The organism is Deltaproteobacteria bacterium, assembly GCA_005879795.1.
Lineage (GTDB): Bacteria > Desulfobacterota > Binatia > DP-6 > DP-6 > DP-6.
Genome location: VBKJ01000114.1, coordinates 1 through 4847, shown reverse-complemented (window position 1 = coordinate 4847; position 4847 = coordinate 1). Strand labels below are relative to the sequence as shown.

Here is a 4847-nt window from a genome sequence, read left to right as displayed (position 1 = left end):
GGCGCACGATACCCGGGTAGACTCCTCGCCGCCCGCGCCGTGCGGCGGGCGTCTCGAACTCGCGCCTGGCCAGGGGCAGCGGTCTACTAGCGGCCTGCGTAGAGCGCGAGCCCCGCGATGTGCCGGAAGTGCTTCCAGTTGCCCGTCAACAGCGGCATCCTCTTCACCAGCGCCGTCGCGGCGATCAGGGCGTCTTCCTGCTCGAGGTCCGGGTACCTGCGGCGCAAGGACCAGTAGCGCGCCGCGATGGCGGGTCCCAGGGGAACGAGCCGGAACCGGCGCAGCGCCTCGGCGATCGCTCCGCGCTCGGCGCTGCTCAGGCCCTTCTTCGCGAGGAGTTCCTTCCGCGTGACGACCGAGTAGTAGATGCGGCTGCGCGGATCGTCGAAGAGCCGGCTGTGAGCGCCGACGTTGAAGTAGTCGATCAGGATGTCGGTGTCTACGAGGACGCGGACCGCTGCCACGCTCGGATCTCTCTCAGGAAGGCCGCATCCGAGCGGCTTCGGGAGCGGCGGCGCAGCATACGGACGTATTCCGCGCTGTCCTTCACTGCGGTATGGCCGTAGGGATTGAACTTCTCCCGGACCAGCTCCTCGAGGAGTGTCACCGGGTATATGCCGCGGCGCCGCGCCGTCCGGATGAGAAACTCCTTCAGGTCCGGGTCAAAGGAGAGCGTCCACTTCTCGCGTCTGAGAGCCGCCTTGGCCATAGCGCCACGTATATTATACGTATGCCGAACCCGAGCAAGACCGTCCCTGGGTCGGCTCTCTCCTTCCGGGTCCCACCACTATCTCCTCCTCGCGAGGCGCGGCATCCAGCCGGCCGCTCACACGGCGTCGCCGGCGAGGAGGTAGCCCAGATCCTCCCGCGTGAGCGAGCGGCCGAAGCCCGCCTCGCCCAGCACGTCGCGCGCGAGCGCGGCCTTGCGCTGCTGGAGGTCGAAGATGCGCTCCTCGACCGTCCCCCGGGCCACGAGCCGGTAGGCGATGACCGTCCGGTCCTGCCCGATGCGGTGGGTGCGGTCAATCGCCTGGGCCTCGACGGCCGGGTTCCACCACGGATCGAAGAGGACGACGTAGCTCGCGGCGGTGAGGTTGAGGCCCGTGCCGCCCGCCTTGAGCGACACGAGGAACGCGCAGGCCCGCGCGTCGTCCGTGAAGGCGCTCACCACGGCCTCGCGCTTCACGGTCTGTCCGGTGAGGACATGATGCGGGATGCAGCGGGCGCGCATCTCGGCAGCGAGGAGCTTCAGGCACTCGACGAACTGCGAGAACACGAGGACCTTGTGCCCCTCGGCGAGGAGCGGGTCGAGCAGCTCGAAGAGCGTGTCGAACTTCCCGGATCCCAGCCCGGACCGCCCGCCCGCGAGGGCCGGGTGGCAGCAGATCTGGCGGAGGCGGGTGAGCGCGGCGAGGACGTCGATCCGGTGCTGCCGGAGGCCGCCCGGCGCCGCGGCGAGCTGCTCGACGAGCCGGCGGCTGCGCGCGACCTCGCCGAGGTAGAGGCGGCGCTGCCCGGCGGTGAGCTCGCTGTCGCGGCGCTCCTCGACGCGGTCGGGCAGCTCGGGCGCGACCTCGCGCTTCAGGCGGCGGAGGAGGACGGGGCGGAGCCTCGCCGCGAGGAGCGCGCGCCGGTGCGCCGGCACGTCGAGCCGGTCATAGCGTGCGCTGAACTCCGGTCGCGTCCCGAGGTAGCCCGGGTTGACGCAGGTCATGATGCTCCACAGGTCGAGCGGGCGGTTCTCGAGCGGCGTCCCGGTGAGCGCCAGGCGATGGCGCGCGTCGAGCGCGAGCACGGCGCGCGTCACCGCAGCGTCCGGGTTCTTGACGTTCTGCGCCTCGTCCAGGATGAGCGTCCGGAGCCGGATGTTCCGCCATGCCTCGACATCCTGCCGGAGCAGCGCGTAGTTCGTGACCACGAGGTCGTGCTCGACGATCGCGGCGCGGAGCGCGTGCCGCTCGCTCCCGCGCGTGAGGAGGAGAACGCGCAGCTCCGGGGTGAACCGTTCGGCTTCGCGCGCCCAGTTGTGCACGACCGAGGCGGGACAGACGACGAGGCTCGGCCCGCCGCCCGGGTCGGTCGCGCGCAGATGGGCGAGCCAGGCGAGCGCCTGCACGGTCTTCCCGAGCCCCATGTCATCGGCCAGGACGGCGCCGACGCCGAGCGCGGCGGAGTGGGCGAGGAAATCGAGGCCGCGCTGCTGATACGCTCGGAGCGTGGCGCGGAGGCCGGGCGGAGGCGGGGTCTCGGGGAGGCCGCGGAACTCGGCGATCCGGCGGCGCAGCGCGGCCACGGCGCCGAGCGTCTCGCGCTCGGCGCCGAGCTGCTCGAGCGCCTCGAACGTCTCGGGCCGCGCGCCTGCGAGCTGCCAGAGCGTCAGGCGCTGAGGCCCCGTGCCCGCCTCGACGCCGAGGTCCGCGAGCAGCTCCGCCGCCTCGTCGTGGCGCGCGGACAGCTCGCGGTCGACCCAGCCGCCGGAGAGCTTGACGAAGCGGGTGGTGGCGCCGCGGAGCGTCGCGAGGTCGGCGGCGGTGAGCGCCAGGCCCTCCGCCTCCCACTCGGCGGACACCGCGAACCAGTCGGTGCCGCTCGCCTCGACGCGGAGCCGCGGAGAGACGCGCCGCGCCCCGTCGAGCAACCGGCGGATGGCCTCCGTACCGTAGAAGGTCACTCCCGCAGGGCGCTCGGCCCACGCGCGCGCGAACGCCTCCATGTGGCGGCGCCCGAGCGCGAGCGACCAGCCGGTGGCCGGCGCGGGCGCGGGCGGGGCCCCGAGGCGCTCGAGCCACGCGATCGCCGGCGCCACGGCGTCCGGATCCGGCTCGTCGACCCACGGGTCGTCGACGGGATGCGCAGCGGGAGCGGCGGGCGCGACCGCGATCTCGGCTCCGACGGGCGCGTAGCTTCCCGCGTCGCCGGGCGAGGCGCGCGTCCAGCCGTCCGCCACCGTCAGCTCGAGCACGATGCCGTCCGCGGGCGGCGGCTCGCCCGGCCGCCAGGCACCGGCGTGCGCGAAGAGCCGGAGATGCAGGCGGTCGTCCGCGCCGAGGTCGAGCGTCACCGCCGGAGCGGCGGCATGGACACGCGTGTGCGCGCGGAGCGTGTCCCGGAGATGCGGGAACCCCGCGCCGAGGCGCCGGAGGAGCGCGAGGCGCTCGGCGGGTCGGAGGAGAAGTCCCCCGCTCTCGCGCACGCGGTGGAGGAGCTGTCCCGGCGGCTCGCCGACGACGGTCGAGAAGACCCCGCCGCAGAGCACGAGGCTCGCGTGCGCGGCAAAGCCCTCGCGCCGCGGCAGGTAGAGCGCCTCGTCGAGCCCGCAGCTCCGCCCGTCGGGCCAGCGGAAGCGGAACTCGAGCGCGGTGTCGCCGTCGCGGGAGACACAGAGCGGCGCCAGCCGGGCCGCTTCGGGCGAGAGGCGCACGGGATCGCCGGGCGCGACGCCGCCGAGCTGCGCGAGGTCGGACGGGAGCGTCTCGCTCCACGCGCCGAGCGGCGAGCCCGCGATCCGCTCGATCAACGCGGGGAGCGCCGCGCTCCGCCCCGGATCGGCCGCGAGCCAGGGCTCGTTCCCGCCCAGCCCGTGGTCGGTGAGCCAGACGAGGAGCGCCGCCTGATCGGCCGGCAGCGACGAGGGGTCGCGCTGGAGCTCGGAGCGTAGCTGATGGAGCTGGGTCAGCGAGCGCGGGGCGTCGGCCAGCTTCGGCGAGGTGAGCCGGGCCTCGACGGCGACGACGACCTCGCCCGCGGCAGCACGCACGAGCGTCAGGACCACGCGCAGGCGCCGCTCGGCCGCCCGGCCGAGGTGGCGAGCCCAGGCGGTGACGTCGCGCAGGAGCTCCGCGCGACGGCGCTCCTCGAGCCGGGCCGAGAGATCGGGCCGGTCACGGAACGGCTCCAGCTCCCGCGGCAGCGGGCCGCGGGCGGCGAGCGCCTGCGCCACGCGCCAGCAGAAGACGTCCGGGTCGGGCTCGTCGAACAGCTCGTGGAACGTCCACGTTTGCGGGCTGTGGAGCCATCCGCGCGGCAGCACGCGGGAGAGCGCCTGCTGGCGCTCCCAGGGCCCCCGCGCGCGGAGGAGCACGTCGAGCACGCCCTTCCCGGCGGCCGGGGGACGCGCGGCGGGCGGCGCGAGCGTGGAGTCGGCGACCAGGCAGCGGGCGACGGCATACGCGTGCTTGCAGAAGGACCCGACCGGGCACGAGCAGCTCGCGCGCCACTCGCCGCGATCGTGCTCCCAGACGACATCGTACGCCTCCGACCCGACGACCGTCGCCTCGACGACGTCGTCGCGGACGTCGATCGACTCGACGCGGCCCTCCTCGGCGTAGCGCCGTCCGCGCTCGCGGGCGGCGGGCGGGAAGGGGGCGAGCGCCGCGACGAAGGCGCGCCACGTCGGGGCCGGCCAGCCCGCAACCGCCGCCTCCACCCCGCCGCCCGCCATGGCCGGCCGAGTGTTGCGGAGTCGGCGGGCGGATTCAAGGGCGGCGAGCGGGGGCGAGCTAGTTCGAGCCGCACGTTTGTCTGGTCGAGGCGGGCGTTCGTGCCGCACTGCGCCTTTTCCACGGCCGCCATGAGCCGCTCGAGCCGGCGCAGGCGCTTTCACGAGCGTGCGATCGGAACGCTGGACGCCAACCGCCGGCCGATGGTACGCAGGCCGGCTTCGCTCCGCCTCGCGCGACCACGCAGGTCGCCGCCGGCGAGCATCCCTCGAATACGGTAAGGTGTGAGTACCGGCTTCCGAATCCGGCACACCAGGACCTCGAGTTCCAGACGAAGGACCTCGAATGTCTGCTGGACCACTACGTCACTGCCGCGCGCGCGCCGCGTCGAGCTTCCTCGCGGCCTCG

At 74.1% G+C, this 4847-nt stretch carries 2 protein-coding genes; both read right to left on the bottom strand.

The window, feature by feature from the left end; translation table 11 throughout:
* Positions 1 to 86: 86 nt before the first annotated feature.
* Entirely contained in the window at positions 87 to 614 is a 528-nt protein-coding gene (locus tag E6J59_06150; protein ID TMB21317.1) for a type II toxin-antitoxin system VapC family toxin, read from the bottom strand.
* Between the two features lie 212 nt (positions 615 to 826).
* A complete protein-coding gene (locus E6J59_06145; GenBank protein TMB21316.1) occupies positions 827 to 4441 on the bottom strand; it encodes an ATP-dependent helicase in 3615 nt (1204 codons plus the stop codon).
* Between the last annotated feature and the right edge of the window lie 406 nt (positions 4442 to 4847).

Excerpts from the sequence above, each read along its gene's own strand:
- E6J59_06145 (TMB21316.1), bottom strand. The coding sequence starts at position 4,441 with ATGGCGGGCGGCGGGGTGGAGGCGGCGGTTGCGGGCTGGCCGGCCCCG.